General features: G+C 50.1%; 14 protein-coding genes. 8 read left to right on the plus strand and 6 right to left on the minus strand.

Features of this window, described 5'->3' with window-relative positions; translation table 11 throughout:
* Positions 1 to 82 precede the first annotated feature (82 nt).
* The 4 genes from I1H34_RS29150 to I1H34_RS29165 all read right to left on the minus strand — a co-directional run bounded on the left by I1H34_RS29150 (position 83) and on the right by I1H34_RS29165 (position 6,609).
* A complete protein-coding gene (locus I1H34_RS29150) occupies positions 83 to 3,262 on the minus strand; it encodes an efflux RND transporter permease subunit (protein WP_212666837.1) in 3,180 nt (1,059 codons plus the stop codon).
* A 5-nt stretch (positions 3,263 to 3,267) separates the two neighbouring features.
* The gene (locus I1H34_RS29155; RefSeq protein ID WP_212666838.1) at positions 3,268 to 3,747 is read right to left on the minus strand and encodes a FixH family protein; all 480 of its coding nucleotides are present in this window, start codon (positions 3,745 to 3,747) and stop codon (positions 3,268 to 3,270) included.
* 64 nt (positions 3,748 to 3,811) lie between these two features.
* A complete protein-coding gene (locus I1H34_RS29160; protein ID WP_212666839.1) occupies positions 3,812 to 5,590 on the minus strand; it encodes an efflux RND transporter periplasmic adaptor subunit in 1,779 nt (592 codons plus the stop codon).
* Positions 5,591 to 5,778: 188 nt separating this feature from the next.
* Complete coding sequence (locus I1H34_RS29165) at positions 5,779 to 6,609, minus strand: glutaredoxin family protein (RefSeq protein WP_212666840.1); 831 nt, start codon at positions 6,607 to 6,609, stop codon at positions 5,779 to 5,781.
* A 156-nt stretch (positions 6,610 to 6,765) separates the two neighbouring features.
* On the opposite strand from I1H34_RS29165, the gene I1H34_RS29170 reads away from it, so the two are divergent.
* From I1H34_RS29170 to I1H34_RS29190, 5 genes are read left to right on the plus strand one after another with little or no spacing between them, the layout of a single operon-like run.
* Entirely contained in the window at positions 6,766 to 7,182 is a 417-nt protein-coding gene (locus tag I1H34_RS29170; protein WP_212666841.1) for a heavy metal-responsive transcriptional regulator, read from the plus strand.
* Between the two features lie 5 nt (positions 7,183 to 7,187).
* Entirely contained in the window at positions 7,188 to 7,880 is a 693-nt protein-coding gene (rppA, locus tag I1H34_RS29175) for a two-component system response regulator RppA (protein ID WP_212666842.1), read from the plus strand.
* The gene (gene rppB / locus I1H34_RS29180) at positions 7,877 to 9,226 is read left to right on the plus strand and encodes a two-component system sensor histidine kinase RppB (RefSeq protein ID WP_212666843.1); all 1,350 of its coding nucleotides are present in this window, start codon (positions 7,877 to 7,879) and stop codon (positions 9,224 to 9,226) included. Before rppA (I1H34_RS29175) ends, rppB (I1H34_RS29180) begins: the two co-directional genes overlap by 4 nt.
* Before the next feature lie 9 nt (positions 9,227 to 9,235).
* Complete coding sequence (locus tag I1H34_RS29185; RefSeq protein ID WP_212666844.1) at positions 9,236 to 9,478, plus strand: hypothetical protein; 243 nt, start codon at positions 9,236 to 9,238, stop codon at positions 9,476 to 9,478.
* Positions 9,438 to 9,701, plus strand: coding sequence for a ParE family toxin-like protein (locus tag I1H34_RS29190; protein WP_212666845.1), 264 nt, complete (start codon positions 9,438 to 9,440; stop codon positions 9,699 to 9,701). Before I1H34_RS29185 ends, I1H34_RS29190 begins: the two co-directional genes overlap by 41 nt.
* A 405-nt stretch (positions 9,702 to 10,106) precedes the next feature.
* On the opposite strand, the gene I1H34_RS29195 is transcribed toward I1H34_RS29190, so the two are convergent.
* Together I1H34_RS29195 and I1H34_RS29200 are read right to left on the minus strand one after the other, a co-directional pair.
* Positions 10,107 to 13,265, minus strand: coding sequence for an efflux RND transporter permease subunit (locus I1H34_RS29195; RefSeq protein WP_212666846.1), 3,159 nt, complete (start codon positions 13,263 to 13,265; stop codon positions 10,107 to 10,109).
* A gap of 37 nt (positions 13,266 to 13,302) precedes the next feature.
* Positions 13,303 to 13,923, minus strand: coding sequence for an efflux RND transporter periplasmic adaptor subunit (locus tag I1H34_RS29200; protein WP_212666847.1), 621 nt, complete (start codon positions 13,921 to 13,923; stop codon positions 13,303 to 13,305).
* A 236-nt stretch (positions 13,924 to 14,159) separates the two neighbouring features.
* Between I1H34_RS29200 and I1H34_RS29205 the strand changes: the two genes are divergently transcribed.
* From I1H34_RS29205 to rppB (I1H34_RS29215), 3 genes are read left to right on the plus strand one after another with little or no spacing between them, the layout of a single operon-like run.
* The gene (locus I1H34_RS29205) at positions 14,160 to 15,245 is read left to right on the plus strand and encodes an IS630 family transposase (RefSeq protein ID WP_212662243.1); all 1,086 of its coding nucleotides are present in this window, start codon (positions 14,160 to 14,162) and stop codon (positions 15,243 to 15,245) included.
* A gap of 42 nt (positions 15,246 to 15,287) precedes the next feature.
* Entirely contained in the window at positions 15,288 to 15,983 is a 696-nt protein-coding gene (gene rppA, locus I1H34_RS29210) for a two-component system response regulator RppA (protein WP_212666848.1), read from the plus strand.
* Positions 15,980 to 17,344, plus strand: coding sequence for a two-component system sensor histidine kinase RppB (gene rppB / locus I1H34_RS29215; RefSeq protein WP_212666849.1), 1,365 nt, complete (start codon positions 15,980 to 15,982; stop codon positions 17,342 to 17,344). The genes rppA (I1H34_RS29210) and rppB (I1H34_RS29215) overlap by 4 nt, the downstream gene beginning before the upstream one ends.
* Positions 17,345 to 17,387: the final 43 nt, after the last annotated feature.

A 17,387-nucleotide genomic window follows, 5' to 3' on the forward strand; every position in this document is an offset into this window, starting at 1 on the left:
AGGAAAAACCGGAGGAGAACAATTCCTAGTCAAACTCGACTTATGTGTGCAGGGCCGGTTCAAGGAACTTCCTATGGAACTTCTAAGGCTTATTCACTTGTAGCGATTTTCGTTGCTTTCCCTGAGATCTTCTTTGCGTTAAGCCCTTGATGAACTCTATAGCATCATCCACAAACGTATAGACAATCGGCACCACAATCAGCGTTAGCAGAGTCGAAATCACCAGCCCTCCTAAAATCACAGTTGCAATAGATGAATAGGCATCCGAGCCAATTTCAGGGAAGAAGGCCAGCCGAACTACAACAATTAGTGTGGTCAGTGTAGTCATCACAATTGCTTTTAGCCGTACTGGTCCAGCCTGTGAGATCGCCTCCTCTCTGGAAATACCTTCTTTTCGCTTGGTTATAATCAGCTCCAATAGCAAAATTGCTGCTGACAAAGACAGTCCCGAGAGAATGATAATCCCCAGAATTGAGACCGTGGACAGCGTTTGATTGGCGAGAATCAACCCACCAAAGACACCCACGAGTTGCAACGGTACCGATAGCATCATCACCAAGGGGTGAATAAAGGAATTGAACTGGATGACCAGAATGATATAAATCAGCACTAGCGAAATGGCTAGACCATCGAGCAGGCGTGTGAACTCAGTCATCATATCGGTCATATCACCCATGGAGTCAATCCCATAGCCAGGTGGAATCTCTAACTCAGCTCCAGCACGCATGGCGATCGCCATACTCAGATCCATTGAAGCAGGACCCTGACGGCGGTAGTAACCATTGACATAAACCACCCGCTTGCCGTTGACATGTTCAATCAACGTTGGTCCTTGACGATAGTCGAGCTGCACCAGTGTATTCATGGGAACCTGTTTGCCATAGGATGTTGTCAGGTAGGTGCTTTCTAAATCTTGGACTGTTCCCCGATCCACTTCGTCATAGCGTACTAAAATTGAATTTTGTCTTAGATTTGGTCGGTTGTAAGAACGCTGGGTCATACCGCCATTGAGGGCAAATCGGGCTTGGGTGGCAATGGCTTCTACATTCAAACCCAACTCCTGGGCACGGCGGCGATCAATATTTAGCATTAGCTCTGGCTGAGTCATGGCTGCGCTGGTGTGAGCCATCATTAGTCCCGGTGTTTCTTCAGCAATCCGCAACACGTTGTTCGCCAGTTTGTGGAGGATATTGAGATCATTGCCATAGATCGCTAGCTGAACGGGTGCAGCGGAGGTAGCCATTACATCCACACCCATTTCTTTGAGCGCCAGCCGTCGGATACCGGAAATCGTTGCCATTGCCTCGGCATGAACCTCATCCATCACTTGCCAGATGTCACGCTTACGATTCAGCTTCAACGTCACGGTGAGCGAGGCAGTATTGGCATTGCCCATACTGTAGCCCGTGAAGTAGGTGCTATTTCGGGTAAGTTCAAAGCCCACTTGGGAGGAGACTTTTTCCACCTCAGGCTGTTGGAGTAACAGCGCTTCTAGCTGGGCAGTACTGGAATCGGTTTTAGCAAAGGAACTACCTGCCTCCATTTCTAGTGAAGCCATAAACTGCCCGGAATCGCCTAGGGGCATCATTTCCTGGGGTACGAGCGGATAGAGCGAGATTGCCAGCACCACCGTAGAAGCGATGACGGCCAAAGTCACTTCCCGGTTGCGAAGCGTTAGCTGTAAGAGCCAGCTATAACCGCGTTCTAATTGTCGGAAACTATAGCTAATGGGGGTCAGCAGTTTTTGTAACCAAGTTTTGTGACGGGTTGGAGACCAGGTGCGATAAAAGAATGCCGCCAGGAGTGGTACCAGCGTGACCGACACCACTACCGACGCCACAAATGCAAAAATCATCGGCCACACAAGGCCCACAAACATGAGTCCTGTCAGACCACCAGACAGCATGCTCGGCAGCAAGGCAGCTACCATCACACAGCTGGCTGCAACACTGGCTAAAAAGACTTCACCAGTTCCCCGAATAGCCGCTGCTAGCGGACGGAATCCCTGGCGGATTTTTTGCTCGATGGCGTCAATCACAATAATGGAGTCATCCACCAACTTCCCGATCGCCATCATCATGCCAATCAATGTCGAAGAGTTGAGAGACATCTGCATGGGGCCAAAGGGTAATGTTGAAAGCGCCAGCGACATGGGAATAGAAATCATGATCAATGCTGTGGCACGAAAATCTTCTAGGAAGAGTAAAATAACTCCCCCAGCGAGAAGAACACTGATGAGCAATTCCTTAAACGTGCTCTGCAAAATGATATCGACCAGGAAGGAGTTGTCATAAGCTTCTTGAAATTCCAATCCTGGATATTCCTGTTTAATCTTCTCTAGTTCTGCACGCACCCGTTTAATCACTGCAGGTGAACTAGAGTCCGGCTTTTGAATAATGTTCACAGCGAGGGCCGCTTGGCTGTTGTAGCGGTAACTGCTGCGCCGTTCTTCAAAGGTATCCTCAACCGTCGCCACATCCCGAAGATAGACCACTTGGCCATCGCGCTCTAGAAGTGGATAGGCCAGCAATGCTGCTGCATTTTGCACCCGCTCATCAGTGCGCACGAGGATTTCTGTGTCCCCCTGAGTTAGGATGCCAGAGCCTTGACTCAAATTATTCCGATCCAGAGCATCACGCACCTCTACAATAGATAGCCCATAGGCTCCCAACTTTTGGCGATCGACAATCACTTGAAGCTGTCGGCGGTAACCACCAAGGATCGAAACTGCCTGGACATTTTCCACTTGGGTGAGTCGATCCACTAGGGTATTATCGGCAAACTCCCGTAACTGCACCGGGTCCCATTGATCCCCCATCAGGGCCAAGGTCAACACAGGGCGGTTTAAGGGGTCAATGGGCAACACCCAGTAGGAACGGGCGTTAAGTCCTTGCAGTTCAGTATCTCCTTCCGCTGCGTTCATAAGGCTTTGGACGGACTGCACTGCCCGGTTAATGTTGCCGCCCCAGCCAAACTGGATCGTTACTATGGATAGATTTTGCTGGGAGGTTGAACGCACGAACCGGACATCTTCCAGTACCGTCATTCGCTGTTCCAGAGGTTTGGTAATATAGGCTTCCACTTCCTCCGGTGAAGATCCAGGGGCCTGGGTAATGACGGCTACCAGCGGACTTTCCACGTAGGGCATCATCCTCACTGGCAGCCCCAGTAAAACCAGTAGTGACAGGATCAAGATGCCGATATAGAATGCAGTCACTAGGACTGGATGCTTGATAGACCAGCGGGTAAGGAATTCTTTCACTAAAGTTACTTGATGTTAAAGGCTAGGGTTGCAGGTTCAGCATCCTTGGCCTTCACCTGAACTGTCCAAGGACCTGCCATCCCAAAGTTGGTTTTAATTTTGAACTCCTGGTCTTTATCTCCGGGTTCCACAATGGCCAGGGAGGTCATATCTGCTTCGCCTTCCATAGGCATTGAGACTTGGACAGAGACATCATCTGGTGTGAGATTCTCCTTTTCAACGTGGACCACAAGTTCGGCATCGCCCATGGGCATTTCGGCGGATTTAGGACTCACCAAATGAATATCCTTGGACTGTTTTGCCTGCTCTGTGCCTGATGTTTGGCTGTGGCCCATGTCTTCCCTATCGCCATCGGACTTGGATTTTGCCTGCTCTGTGGGAGCTTCTGCGCTGTCCGATGTCTCTGTAGCTTGTTCTCCTGATTGCGCACTACAGGAAAATAGAAATGTGCTCACGAGAGCGATCGCCAAAAATAATTTCTTCATATCAGTCCTCATAATGAATGCTGTTGATATTGTTTGAGGTCAATTCAATTCCTCGAAAGGCGCTCTATTGAGCCGTTAGCTTGAACTGGGCGCGTCCTTGATGCTCGGCATCCTTGATTTGGGCCTTAATCACCCAGTCTCCCTTCATCCCAAAGTGGGTCTTAACCCGGAACTGACCCGGTTTCGGCAAAGCTTTGAGGTCTACCATGGCAGTCATAGGAGCCATATTTTTCATGGGCATCGTCACATCCACTACGAGCTGCTTAACGGCCAAGGGGGATTGAGTGGCCGCATCGACCACTTGCAAAATCAACTCCTCGGTTCCGGCCTTCACAGTTTTCGTCTTGGGACTGACCAGCTGAATTGAGACATTTCCTGCTGTCGGTGTAGACAATGAAGCCACGGGCTCACCAGCCGCGTTGACGACCGCAACCTTTGAGTCCTCTAACAATCGCGAAGTGCCCGTTGTAATGACACGATCGCCAGACTTCAAGCCCTTAAATATTTCAACGCGATCACCACTCACGAGTCCCTGTTTTATCCTGCGCCGCACTGCAACTGCCTCTTCGCCACTACCCTGCACCACCCACACCGCTGGCTGCCCCCGAAACTGATGCAAAGCCGTCTGGGGGACGGACAGTGTTGCGGGTTTACTGGCTTTGATGATCTGCATTTCTAGAAACTGCCCCGACAGTAGTTGATCGCTGGGGTTATTCACCACTGCTTCCACTGTGACTGTGCGGGTTTGGGGATCCGCGCTGGGGAAAATGCTGGTGATTTTGCCTGTAATCGGTGGCATCTTCGTACCCGGAATCACTGCTTTGACGCGGGTTCCTTTACCAATGCCGACCGCATCAGCCTGAGCGACATTTGCTCGTAGCCTTACCCGGCTATAGTCCCCAATTTTGAGCACTCCCATTCCGGGCTGAACCACTACCCCCGGATCGGCCATCCGAGACTGTACAATCCCGCTAATGGGAGCGGTGAGATTGGTATAGCGCTCCATGACAACCGCTGTGTTTGCCTTTGCTTGGAATTGGTTGATCTTGGCACGGTCTCGCCCTAGCTCTGCCTTCATTCGCACCCACTTGGTTCTTGCTCCCGAAATTGCCGACTCCTTGGCTGTCACCTCTGATGCAACGAGGTCATAGTCGTTTTGGGAGATGGCCCCACCTGCGACCAGAGCTTTAAAACGTTTGGCCTTGAGCTTCATGTAATCCAGTTCAGCAGCCATACGGTCAATCTCACGTTGTTGTTCCTCTAACTGCATACTGTTGGCGACCAAAATCTCACGCATGACGTCCCTCTCAGCCTTCGCCTCGACCAAATCAGTTCGTCGCTCTAAAGCATCGAGTTGGACAATCACTTGACCCTTTTTAACGCGATCGCCCGGATAAATTGAGTAGTCCTTGAGTTGCCCCGCGATGCGCGGGTACACCGTGACTTCAAGATAGGGATATACCGAGCCTGTGTACTGAACCGTTTCCTGAACCAAACCGGGACGGATTTCCTCTACCTGAACGGGGACTGCATTGAATGCCCCATCCACGGCCATCATCTCATCATGGGACATACCCCCATGATCCATTGCTCCCTGCTCTGTATCTGCCATCGCCATCCCACCGAAATGTTTGACAGCAAACCAGATGCTACCTGAGAGGACAATGAAAATGCCCAACGCTAATAAGCTTCGGAACGGACGAAAGCCAGGGGAATGGCTGATCGAGGCGACCTGAGAGTCATTATCCTCGCACGCATCGGCCTCAGTCTCCTTGGCTTTGGCTAGCGAAGAAACAGATATTTCCGACTCAGCTTGGTTCGGCTCGACGCTTTCTTGGGGCATTTTTTTACTGAATCTGCCTAGCTGAACTGAATAAACGCTTGCTTACACAAGCATAAATACCAATTATGAAATCAGGATGAGATAGCTGAGATCCAAACAATAGAAAAAAACTCAATCTAATGGGGATTGTTCGTTTCCCTTACAATGGCCAAATCAACTAAATGGTTGTGACAAACCAATCAAGAACATTATCTGGAGTGGATTATAACTGTCTCAGGCCAAGCTATTTCATTATGAAGTTGAACAATGGCAGAGGGTAATGGCTCTGGCAAACGAGTAGATTCTGGCTTACCTTCAGTAGTTGCTGCGAAGATCAGGAATGCTCCCATACCAGCCATAATCGCGTTTTCGGCAAAGCTGATGATACCCAGTGGTGTCTTTGTATTCCCACCCACACAAGCACAATTCAACGCCAGCTTATCGATATAAACTGCCTTGAACACTGAGATAGCACCATTGACTCCAATCAACAGAGAACTAATTCCGGTTAACAGTGGTGCCACTCCAGATAAGAAACCTAGGCCAATCAGCAGTTCCGCAAAGGGGTAAGTTCTACCATAGGGTTTGAATGTTTTGGTAATAAGGTCATACTTTTGAAATCCTTCGACAAAGGCATCTAGATCCATCAGCTTCAGGGATGCCAGCATCGATAGTGATACCCCCATAAAACCTGTCATTTCTAACGAGGTTGCAAGGGTAATTAAACCAGCCGTGGAGAAGAGGGCAATCACAGGTGTGTAGGAGTAGTCAGCAGACTCAACTTCCACACCAAAATGTTGGGCCAGATCGGTATAGCCACCGATACGTTCCTCTCCAAAAAAAATTTGCGGCGTGGTGGGAACGTCATATTTTGCTTTAAATGCCTCCACCTCTTCCATAGAGCGCAATTGGTGGTCTTCATACTCAATGCTTTGCTCATTGAGCAAATTGATGGCCTTCAGGCCCCAGGGACAGTCATGGTCTGGGGTAGACATTCGATAGAGTCTAACAGTTGTCTGGGTTGTGTTTAAGGTCGTCATAACTCACCTACTCTGTGCGATTAGAGTCATTCTTAAGCTAAACCCTACAGTTGACTAGAGAGTCAAGGGGCCAACATCGCTTACCTGGATTATCAACTTGACCCTATAGTCAACTGTAGGGTTTAAAGTGAAGGTAGTTTTCAACCAAACGGAAAGATGACAACAGCCATACGCCTGAAAATTGGTGAGGTTCGACGGCAAACTGGGGTTGCTGTTGGGGCATTACGATATTACGAAAGCTTGGCGTTAATCCACTCAGAACGCGGAGACAATGGCTACCGCTACTATCCCCAAGAGACTGTGCGGCAGGTGCAGTTTATCAAGAAAGCACAAACCTTGGGTTTCTCCCTAGAAGAGATTCGGGAAATCCTCAACATTCACCAACAAGGAGATATTCCTTGTGAATGGGTTCAATCCCTGCTTCAAGACAAGATTGAACAGCTTGACCATCAAATCCAGCAGATGATCACCTTTAAATCCGAATTGGAACACTATCGAGATCGCTGGGTGACCAACCAGCCTCGACCTCAAACCGATGATATCTGCCCTCTGATTGCAACGGTTTCCTTGTAACGTTTATGCGAGTTCTACTGGTCGAAGATGAACCAGATTTAGGCGCTGCCATCAAGCGCACTCTCACCCAAGAAGCCTATATCGTTGATTGGGTTCAAGATGGTTTAGAGGCTTGGGGCTACCTGGAGAGTCAGTGGGCACAATATACTCTCGCCATTTTTGATTGGCTATTGCCAGGACTCTCCGGCGTGGAGCTGTGTCAACACCTCCGCACTCAGAATAGCCCCCTACCTATATTGATGTTGACGGCAAAAGATCGCCCGGAAGACACCGCCGAAGGCTTAGATGCGGGAGCCGACGATTATTTAGTCAAGCCTTTTCGTAAGATTGAGCTTTTGGCCCGACTGCGAGCATTGCAGCGACGTTCCCCCTACTTTCAACCTCAGCAACTCCAGGTAGGACGGCTAACCTTAGACTATGGGACTCACAACGTCTCTATCGCGGACGTAGATGGGCAAGTCCCGCAAAGTGTTCTCCTGACCCACAAAGAATTTCAACTCCTAGAATATTTCATGCAGCATCCAACGCAGATTGTGACCCGCGATCAGATCCTCAACCAGCTCTGGGGGGCTGATGCTTATGCTGTTAGTAATGTGGTGGCCGCCCTCATGCGTCAACTGCGGCGCAAGCTTTCTGAACAGGGCTGTGAAAATGCCATTGAGACGATCTATGGTGTTGGCTATCGTCTCAGCCTATGAATGAGATAAAGCTATTTCGTCAGACGCGCTGGCGTTTGGCAACTTGGTATGCAGGTGTAATGGGCATCATTCTTGCCCTAAGCGCTTTGGGAGTTTATGAAGCCATTGATCATGCCCACCGGATTGCCGCAGATCGAGAATTAAAGTCCATTGCAGGCCGACTACATGACAACCTAGAACCCACGTTACAGCAGCCGGGTATTATCTCAGACGCTGCAAAGCGTTTCTTACCAAATTCTTGTGTTGGTTTCCATCAATGCTCAACGGCTATTGTTGCCAATCACTCACCTGGAGAGGTATTCCAAGGTGGCTACTACATTCGACTGCTCAGTCCTACCGAAGAACTCTTAGCCATGGCTGGACTCAAGACTCAGGGGTTGCCCATGACCTCACCGACGAAACCATGGCAATTTCTCAAGGACCAATCAAAAATCCGCTATCGCCAAATTACTCTACCGCTACAGAATTCAAATGTACCCCTATGGGGATATTTGCAAGTGGGTAGTTCTCTGGAAGTCTCTGACCAATATCTGGCGTCCGTGAGATTGGCATTTTTTATCGGTTTCCCCTTAACACTAGCTTTTGTGGGAGTGGCCAGTTGGTGGCTAGCAGGGCGGGCGATGCGCCCAATTCATCAGTCTTATCAGCAGATGCAGCAGTTCACCGCCGATGCCGCCCATGAGTTGCGGACGCCCATTGCCGCAGCACAAGCAACGGTAGAATCCGTCTTAGACGCTCCTCACCTTTCGGAAACCGAGACGCGAGAGACACTTAAAGTTCTGGATCGTCAACACCAGCGCTTGTCACAACTGATTCAAGACTTGCTGTTGCTAACGCGATTGGATCGTCAGGCCCAAACCAGCCCGGAGCAGTCCTGTTGTCTTCAAGATTTGGTGAATGATATTGCTGAAGAGTTGGCAGCTCTGGCCTTGAATAAACAGGTGCAACTCCAAACTGATATTCAGGTTGATCAGCCGCTGCGGGTTAATGGGGATGAAGCACAGTTGTACCGCCTCGTCTTCAATCTGGTGATCAATGCGATTCAGCATACTCCTGAAGGGGGCAAAGTCACACTTTCGCTAGAGAAGAAAGACCAGCAGGCGGTGATACAGGTGCAAGATACGGGAGTAGGGATTACCCCTGAATACCAATCAAAAATCTTTGACCGCTTTTATCGCGTGAATAGCGATCGCAACCGACAAACGGGCGGCTCGGGTTTGGGGCTGGCGATTGCTCAGGCGATTGCAAAAGCGCATAGAGGCAAGATCCAGGTCCAGAGCCGATTAGGTCAAGGTTGTTCTTTTCGAGTTTACCTTCCCCAGGCAACGAAGTACCCCCTATGCTAGGATTCGGGCATGACACGTCAAGAAATGCTGCAAACGATTAGTCACTTATTACAGCAACAGCCTCAAGAGAAGCTGGAGGCTGTTTTGGGTTGGCTGGAACAGAGCGATGATGACTTTGAACGACGACTGCGTACTGATGTAGAAGCGGGGCAGTTCGATCAGCTCATTGCTGATGTTATCGCTGAAGATGAAGCAGGAGAGACAATCAATCTTGAAGCATCGTGCGACAAAGACCTTTTGGAAGCTGTATAACAAGCTGTCTCCTGACCTGCAACGCCAAGCCCGCAAACAGTATCGACTGCTTCGACGTCATCCACAACATCCATCTTTACGATTCAAACCCGTTAGCAAACTGTGGTCGGCAAGGGTCAACGATGATTACCGGGCCTTAGCAGTCAAACGTGATGATGCTTACGTGTGGTTTTGGATTGGTCCCCATCGTGAATACGACAAAATTCTTAGCAGTAGTCACTAGATTGGGCTAGGAGAGACCAGCGGCTTAGGCTCTGAGTTAGTGATTGCAAATGCCATTGCAAAAGCACATAAAGGCAAAATGCAAGCCCAGAACCAGTTAAGGTAAGAGACTACCTTTGCGGTACTTTTCCAGAGCTGTAAGTTGGACCAGCGGGCGCATTTAAACAGAAAGTTGCGCTTTTACTTGAAATCCTTTTCCTGCATAGCTTCAAGATCGCGATATTGGAATTTGCTAAGAAAACCCTCGTTAATTTAGTGCTCTGGAATTAGCCAGTATTTTGCCCTAAACAGCAGAAGAAAAATCATCTAAAGATCAAACTTGTCATCTTGCTCATTGAAAAGCGCAATCACATCTCCTTGCCTGAAACCAATCCCGACCTCAGTTCAGCAAAATACGGGAGTACTATCAGTCAATGACTTTCGATATTGATGCACTGTTATGGGCCTGTGCTGTCTTTATATCTGTCCGGATAGGCTTGGGCATAAACCAGCGACCAAACCGGGCATAGAGGGCCGGAATCACCAGCAAAGTGAGAGCTGTGGAGGTGAACAACCCTCCCAGGACAACAATCGCCAATGGCTGGAGGATTTCGTTGCCTGCACCGTTGGTGATTGCCAGGGGCAACATCCCCAGGGCTGAGGTCAAGGCTGTCATCAGAATGGCGTTTACTCGTTCTAGTGAACCGTGGAACACCGCTTTCTGGAGTGGCAATCCCTCAGCAAACTTGCTGTTGTAATTGTCCACCAGCAATAAACCATTGCGAACGGCCACCCCAAACAGGGTGATGAAACCGATCAATGAGGCTACTGACATAACACCACCTGTCAATAGGATAGAGACGATTCCCCCTACCAGTGCTAGGGGTAGGTTGATCATGATCGCCACGGTTGCAGGGAGGGATTTGATGGAGAGGAACATCAGCACCGCAATCGCAATCGCCGCCAGAATGCTGTACACCAACAGATTATTAGTGGCGCTTTGCTCTGCCTCGAACTGCCCACCATACTGAATGAAGTAGCCTTTGGGCAATTGCACCTTCTCTTGGATCTGGGTTTGGATATCACTAACGACGCTGCCCAGATCTCGATCAGAAACGTTTGCCGACACCACAATCAGGCGAGACACATCTTCGCGGTTGACGACATTTGCCCCCATACCATAGCCAACCTTAGCCACATCACCTAGTGAAATCACTTCTCCTGTTGATGTCGAAAGGGGAATGGCACTGATGGCATCCAAGCTACTGCGAGCCGATTCGGGCAATGTGACGGTAATATCAATCAACTGCTGATCTTCTGGCACCTGAGAAACAACCCGACCGTTCAGGGCCGTTTCCACCACGGTCGAGAGTTGGGCCATCGTCAGACCATAGCCCGCTGCGGCTTTCCGATCGTACTGAATCTGCACCTGGCGAATGGGCAGTTGAGGCTCAAGCTGTAAATCCACTATCCCTGCAATCGGTTCGACGGTATCGCGTACCTGTTCACCAATACTCCGAAGTTCGGCCAGGTCCGGACCAAAGATTTTGATCGCAATTGCGCTCCGTACCCCAGAGAGGACCTCATCCATCCGGTGAGAGATAAACCCACCCACGTTAGGCGCGACCCCAGGCAGTTTCAGGAATGCTTCTCGCAGTTGCTTAACGCTAGCGTCCCGATCCTTCAAGGCTTGGTCGCTGAGTTCGATATCGACGTGGGCCATGTTCACACCCGCACCATCAGCATCGCCCGGAGAACGACCAGCCCTTACCTGCACCCATTTATACAGAGGATTGTCCTTCAAAGAGTTGGCCAGGGCATTGCCCGCGCCATTGGTGATATCCAGCGAGATGCCGGGAAACAGCACCATTGAATTTACAAGAGATGTTTCCTGAAACTCTGGCAGAAACACCCGCCCCAATGACGGCACGATCACTGCGACTGCCACCAAGGCCGCTAGAGCCAGGGCGAGAATAAGCTGAGGGACTCGCATTGACAACCTCAGCAGCGGTCGATAGAGCTGTTCGGCCAATCGTGACACGAACGTACCTTCCTGGGGCAAATTCTGATTTGCTAGCAAAATGGCACAGAGGGCAGGCGATAAGGTCATCGCCACTAGAGTGGAAGCCAGAATTGAGAACAGATAGGCCAGTCCCATTGGGGCAAAGATGCGACCCTCCACCCCGGTCAAGCTAAAGATAGGAGCAAACACGACGACAATAATCACCGTGGAAAAAATCACTGCTAGCCGTACCTGAACTGAGGTATCAAACACCACTTGAAAAGAAGGTTTGGGATTGCCCTGGGCCTGATTCTGGCGCAGACCACGATAGCAGTTCTCCATATCCACAATTGCATCGTCCACCACCGAGCCGATGGCAACTACGAGCCCCCCCAAGGTCATCGTGTTGATGCCCAGGCCAAAGGCTTTCATGAACAGTAGGCCAATCAGCAGCGATAGAGGAATGGCGCTGAGGGTGATAATCGCCGTGCGCCAGTTCATCAAAAACAGCAACAGGATCACTGATACGATCACCACCCCCTGCAGGAGAGAGCCGCTGACATTGCGAATAGCCAAATCAATGAAGTTAGCCTGCCGAAACGTGCGGGTCACCTGCACATCTCCTGGGAAGGTGGCTCGCAAATCAGCGATCACATCCTCAACTGTTTTAGTGACGGTGGGTGTATCCACTGCTGGCTGCTTATTAATCATCAACACCACCGCTGGCTGACCATTCAGGCTGGCATCACCCCGCTTCAGAGCGGCTCCAGTCTGCACAGTGGCCACATCCCGTAGCAAAATCGGCTGGTCATTCTGTATCTTGACGACCGATCCCTGCAAGTCCTCAATGGATTGAATTTGCCCCATGCCTCGCACTAGCAGTTCCCGGCCCCCTCCAATCAAGAAGCCACCTGGCGCATTGGAATTGGCACCGGTAGCAGCAGTAGTGACTTCATTGAGGGATACGTTGAGATCCCTCAGCTTTGCAGGATCAATCAGGATCTGTTCCTGTCGCTCATCACCCCCATAAATCGTCACCTGGGAAACGCCTGGGACTGAGAGAATCTGGTTTCTCAGGGTGACATCTACCAGGCGACGCAGATCAATCATGGACGTCTGTCCTTGACCATCAACGGTGAAGGCGTACTGCAAAATCGTGCCCAACGGTGACACCAACGGTGAGATTTCTGGCGGATGAGTATTTTCGGGGAGTTGGCTGGTGACCTGTTGCAAGCGTTCAGTCACGGCTTGGCGTGCTTGATAGATGTCGGCATCTTGATCAAACACGACGCTGACCATCGACAGACCCACCTTTGAGGACGATCTCACCGTCGTTACCCCTGGCAAGCCATTGACCGAACTCTCAATGGGCACGGTGATCTGAGTTTCCACTTCTTCAGGGGCTAGGCCGATGACTTCCACCTGGATATCTACCTGGGGCGGGGCGAAGGATGGGAACACATCCAGTGGCATTTGGGTGACGCTGAAGATACCCCAAATCGTGACCGCGATCGCCCCCGCGACAATGAACCATCGCTGAGCAATGGAATTTTTGAGAATTTGATTCAGAAGTGCATTCAGCATCTATCGAGAATTTCCCCTAACTGTTGGAATAGGTGTCTTATGAGAGGGTGTTTTTCTTTTTACGACCGTTGCTGATCAACACAATCGCCACGACAGATAACCCAATGCCGCCTCCCACTGCAGCCAGCAGAGTCTTAGGCATACCACCAGATTTTTCAGCGGTGGCAGCTTCACTGGGATCGCCTTTGACCATATCGCCTTTCTCGTCGGCCTGAGCATGAGCTTCATTGGTTGCAGGCGCTGCTTCTGTAGCTTGAGTTTTGCGAGACTCAGCATACAGAGACAAGCTGCCCTCAGTCACTAGCTGCTCATCAACCGATAACCCTTCCAAAACTTCGACCATTTCGCCTTTGGTTGCTCCTGTGGTGACGGGCACCGGCTCATAGAAATTTTCGTACTGCACAAATACCAATTGCCGACCGTTATCTTCGACCAGAGCAGTCACGGGAATCATGACAGTACCACTAGCATCAGCGGCAGGCTCAATAGAGGTGACCTTAATGCCGAGCAACGAATCGGTTTGAGTGTTGACCTCGACGCGATTCACGCCGCCTTCAGCCTGGAACTCATCGCCATGACCCACGTGGGCCAGGGCAGCAGGTGTGCTCATAGCAAGGCTCAAGGCTAGAATAGAACTCAATAAGGGCAACTGCTTCATGGTATTTCCTCGCAATTTTCGACAGCACGCAGCAAAATCCCCAACAGGATGCCACAGGGCAGATGAAAATCAGATGAAATGAGCACGACTCCGGTAGAATCGGCTTCGTGGTGGATATAGATCTTCAGAAAAGCATCCGTGGTTTTAGCGACACTACATCTTCATTAAATATAGTAACTAGCTCCTGATACTCTTAGCTCTGGCAAGGATTTCAAGATTATCAGAGGTCATCCAGTATGCTCGCACAATTCAAACTGCGCTTTACCCAATCAACACGCAAAAAGATTGAAGCTAAACTGCGCCAGGCATACGGGAGTCAGAATTTACGTCTGGTCAAACGTATTAGTGCTTTATTGCAGCTTGGTCAAGGTGGTTCAGTGGCACAGGTAGCTGAAACATTGGCACTAGGCGAACAAACGATCAGGGATTATCTGCATGCATTTCTAAAACGAGGTATCGCTAGCTTTAGATACAAAGCGTCTCAAGGACGTCGCAGCAAACTCACTCCACGGCAACGACAACAGCTCAAGTCATGGATTAAAGCAGGTCCGCTCAAAGCTGGATACGAGTGTGGTTGTTGGAGTGCATTAATGGTTCAAGACCTGATTGCGAAACGCTTCAATGTTTCCTATCATCCCCATTATGTGAGTACTCTACTGAGGAACTTAGGCTTTTCATTTCAAAGAGCACGGTTTGTTGCAGCTCATCTCAATGAAGCCAAGCGACAAGAATGGATGACACACAAATGGCCTGAGATTTTGCGTTTATCAGCAGCCAAAGATGCCCTAATTTTATTTGGGGATGAGGCCAGTTTTGCGCAGTGGGGGTCGTTAAGCTACACCTGGAGTCTTCGTGGAGACCAGCCAACATTGCCCACCAGTGGTAAACGGAAGGCTTACAAGGTGTTTGGATTAATTGATTATCATTCTGGTCAGTTCTTCTATCAAGGTCAGACGGGACGCTTCAATTCTGAAGGGTATACTGCTTTTCTAACTCAAGTACTCCAGCAGACTCACAAGCATATTATTCTCATTCAGGACGGGGCTAGATATCACACCAGTAAAGCAACTAAGCAGTTCTTTGACCAGCAATCCGCTCGCCTTACTCCTTTCCAATTACCCACATATTCTCCTGACTTCAACCCAATTGAATTCTTGTGGAAGAAACTCAAAAAACGCAGCACACACCTACGGTTCTTCAAGCAATTTGATGACTTAGTTCAGCAGGTCGATGAGGGGCTACTGTACTTTAGTCAGACTCCCAATGAAATTACTGTCTTAATGGGCAAATATTGCAAAACCTTGGGTACACAAGCTGCCTAGCTAATCACGGATCTTTATCTGTAGATCTATAGCTTCGGTGCTATGCGGATTCTACTGGTAGAAGACGAAGAAGATTTGGGACTGGCGATTAAGCAAGTGCTGGTCGGGGAAAAGTACGTGGTGGACTGGGTTACTGACGGGGCGCAAGCATGGCACTGCTTGGAAAGCCAGTGGACGGATTACACTGTGGCGATTTTTGACTGGCTGCTGCCAGAACTCTCCGGCCTAGAGCTATGTCAGCGACTCAGAGCACGTCAAAATCCACTCCCAGTGTTGATGCTGACTGCTTTGGGACAACCTGAAAATCGCATCGCTGGGCTGGATGCGGGAGCCGACGATTATTTGGTGAAACCCTTCGTCATGGAGGAACTGTTAGCACGACTGCGGGCCTTACAGCGGCGATCTCCCCAGTTAAAGCCCCAACAGTTAACCGTGGGTGTTTTTACCCTAGATGATGCTAACACGCTGCTTCAAATCGACCTCCCCGATCAGCCTGTCCAGGAGATTCCTCTCACACTGAAAGAGTTTCAGGTGTTGGCCTACCTGATGGAAAATTGTGATCGTATCATCCCCGGCAGTAAGCTACGCTCCCAGTTATGGGACATTGACGAAGAACCCATCAGTAATGTCGTCGCCGCTCAGATCCGCCTGTTGCGCCGCAAGTTTGACCGCTATGACTGCGATTGTCCCATCGAAACAGTACCGGGGCAGGGATATCGCTTTAGGATATCCCCATGAATAGCCAACAGCTTTTTCGTCGGAGTCGCCTGCGGTTAGCCGCCTGGTATGCCCTGGTCATGGGAGGGATTTTGGGCCTATTGGGCTTGGGAATGGCCCACATTCTGGTGCAAGCGAACTGGGCCGCACTAGAGCGTGAAATTGAGTCCAGTGCGGGGACGTTGCACGATAGCCTAGAACCAATGCTGCCCCCTGCACAAGACCCGACAGGGGTGCTGCAGCAAATCTTTCCTGATCTGTGTGTAGTAGAGCAACCCTGTGAACCTAATCCATCTCTGATTCAACGCCACACCTTAGGAATTAGCGATCGGACCACGTATTACATTCGCCTATTCGATAACCAGGGAAACCTGCTGGCCTATTCCCCCAATCAGCCAGAATCGCTGTCTTCCACCCTAAACCCCGATACCTGGCAAACCCTACAAACCAAAGATAGCCACCGCTATCACCAGTTCACCACCATTCTTCACGGTGCGGCCCACACCCATGCTCTCGATGAGGAACCTCACAAAGCTCCCTCCTGGGGATATCTTCAGGTGGGACGGACCCTTGCCGCTTTTGATGCAGAACGGCAGCGGTTGCAGTGGATTTTAATTGGGGGCTTACCCTTGGCATTGGGGTTGGTTGCCGTTTCGAGTTGGTGGCTATCGGGTAGGGCAATGCAGCCGATTTATCAGTCCTACCGACAGCAGCAGCAGTTTACCGCCAATGCTGCCCATGAGTTGCGGTCGCCCCTTGCCAGCCTTCTTGCTACGGTAGAAGCTATTCTCCGTCTACCACCAACACAGTCGGAACAAGTGCCAACGTTGTTGAAAACGGTGGAGCGTCAGGGTCATCGTTTAAGTCAGCTTGTGACCGATCTTCTCTTGTTGACCAGTCTGGAGCAAAATACTACGGCACAACCGCCCCAACCTTGCTGCTTGAACGATATCGTTGCCGACTTGGCAGAGGAATTTGCAGAGTTAGCTGCCACAACCCAAATCCATCTCAATCATCAGATACCCGATATCGAAATCCGCATCATGGGTCAGGAATCGCAACTCTATCGCCTGGTGTCTAACCTGATGGCCAATGCGATTCAGTACACGCCACCAGGTGGTTCGGTCATGGTGTGTTTAGCTGCTCACGATCGTATTGCCACTATTGCCGTCAAAGATACGGGAATTGGCATTCCTCTAGAAGCGCAAAGCCATGTTTTTGAACGCTTTTATCGAGTGAACAGCGATCGCTCTCGTCAAACTGGGGGTATGGGGTTAGGACTTGCCATTGCTAAAGCAATTGTGCAACGGCACCGGGGGCAACTTGCCCTTGATAGTGAGATGGGGCAAGGCAGTGTATTTACTATTTCGCTTCCTTCTTGATAATCAGCCATTCTGAGCCTGTTCTATGCAGGCATTGGTTTGA

Origin of the sequence: Acaryochloris marina S15, from assembly GCF_018336915.1 — a bacterium.
GTDB lineage: Bacteria > Cyanobacteriota > Cyanobacteriia > Thermosynechococcales > Thermosynechococcaceae > Acaryochloris > Acaryochloris marina_A.

Coding starts and splice junctions, on each gene's coding strand:
- I1H34_RS29195 (WP_212666846.1), bottom strand. CDS start 13,265: ATGCTGAATGCACTTCTGAATCAAATTCTCAAAAATTCCATTGCTCAG.
- I1H34_RS29205 (WP_212662243.1), top strand. CDS start 14,160: ATGCTCGCACAATTCAAACTGCGCTTTACCCAATCAACACGCAAAAAG.
- rppB (WP_212666843.1), top strand. CDS start 7,877: ATGAATGAGATAAAGCTATTTCGTCAGACGCGCTGGCGTTTGGCAACT.
- rppA (WP_212666848.1), top strand. CDS start 15,288: ATGCGGATTCTACTGGTAGAAGACGAAGAAGATTTGGGACTGGCGATT.
- I1H34_RS29155 (WP_212666838.1), bottom strand. CDS start 3,747: ATGAAGAAATTATTTTTGGCGATCGCTCTCGTGAGCACATTTCTATTT.
- I1H34_RS29185 (WP_212666844.1), top strand. CDS start 9,236: ATGACACGTCAAGAAATGCTGCAAACGATTAGTCACTTATTACAGCAA.
- I1H34_RS29165 (WP_212666840.1), bottom strand. CDS start 6,609: ATGACGACCTTAAACACAACCCAGACAACTGTTAGACTCTATCGAATG.
- I1H34_RS29170 (WP_212666841.1), top strand. CDS start 6,766: ATGACAACAGCCATACGCCTGAAAATTGGTGAGGTTCGACGGCAAACT.
- I1H34_RS29160 (WP_212666839.1), bottom strand. CDS start 5,590: ATGCCCCAAGAAAGCGTCGAGCCGAACCAAGCTGAGTCGGAAATATCT.
- rppB (WP_212666849.1), top strand. CDS start 15,980: ATGAATAGCCAACAGCTTTTTCGTCGGAGTCGCCTGCGGTTAGCCGCC.
- rppA (WP_212666842.1), top strand. CDS start 7,188: ATGCGAGTTCTACTGGTCGAAGATGAACCAGATTTAGGCGCTGCCATC.
- I1H34_RS29200 (WP_212666847.1), bottom strand. CDS start 13,923: ATGAAGCAGTTGCCCTTATTGAGTTCTATTCTAGCCTTGAGCCTTGCT.